A 1064-nucleotide genomic window follows, 5' to 3' on the forward strand; every position below is an offset into this window, starting at 1 on the left:
GCAACAATCGAGATTGGAGATTTCGAAGACAGCACGGCGGTCAATATGAACGGAAAGCGTGTCCGTATTGGCCTCAAGTACAATATCGGAGGTCGGACAAACTCAACGCGCTTCGAGGACGTTGTTGGCAGTGCCTCAATTGTAAGCTATGACCTGACCGCCAGCGGACAGGATGTCGACCTGACGTTCGAATCGACGAAACAGCTCGACGACATCACTGTCGAACTCGGAGGTGACGCGAGCGGAACGCTCACTGCGGGGGACTTCGCCGAGTCCGGTGCCGGTCCATATACCTATACTGCAGATGTCTCCACCGGGACTGATGGAATCTTCAAAGCGAACCTCACCGACGCAGAGACGCCCGGTGGAACGACCTTGACAGGAACCCCATACAATGATACAACCAGCGTCTCCAGCGGTCCATATACGTGGACGACTGCCGCCGACTGGGATGGAGAGAGCCACTCCACCGGCATCACGCACGCCGATGTCGGTTCGCGGTCGGAAACCGAACTCCAACTCGGTTATCGGCGGACAGATAACGGCGGATCAAGCCTCGTCGCATACTATCCATTCGAGAACACGGCAGTGGCGACCGACCAATCCGCCCACGGCGACGACAACACTGGGGCCGTGCAGGGGAGCCCTGGAACCAGTATCGGATTGTTTGGCACCAACGCATACGACCTTGACGGGGCCAATGACTACGCAGTCGTCCCAGACAGCGAGTCGCTGGAAATGAGCGACACTGACGAAGTAACCGTCTCTGCCTGGGTCAATAAGGACACGCCACAGGGTGGCTGGATCGCCATCTTCCAGCACTCGGATACATCGTACAATCTCCAGTTCGATAGCGGGATGTACCCGACGTTTACCGTTCACGACGGCGGTTACACAATAGCTACCGCCACAAACGATATTTCTAACGGTGATTGGTACCATCTTGTCGGCGTCTTCGACGGAGACGATACCGAAATATATGTTGACGGCAATCTCGCGGCCACAAAAGATTCAGCAGACGAAATAGATCCGGCATCGTCTCCCGCTGGTATTGGCGAAAACGT

At 56.0% G+C, this 1064-nt stretch carries 1 protein-coding gene; it reads left to right on the forward strand.

All coding sequences use genetic code 11. The features are described 5' to 3' along the window. Positions 1-1064, forward strand: a 1064-nt coding sequence (locus D3D01_RS22510) for a LamG domain-containing protein (RefSeq protein ID WP_147439984.1), incomplete at both ends; no start/stop codon positions are given.

It is taken from the genome of Haloarcula sp. Atlit-7R (genome assembly GCF_003666065.1).
GTDB lineage: Archaea > Halobacteriota > Halobacteria > Halobacteriales > Haloarculaceae > Haloarcula > Haloarcula taiwanensis.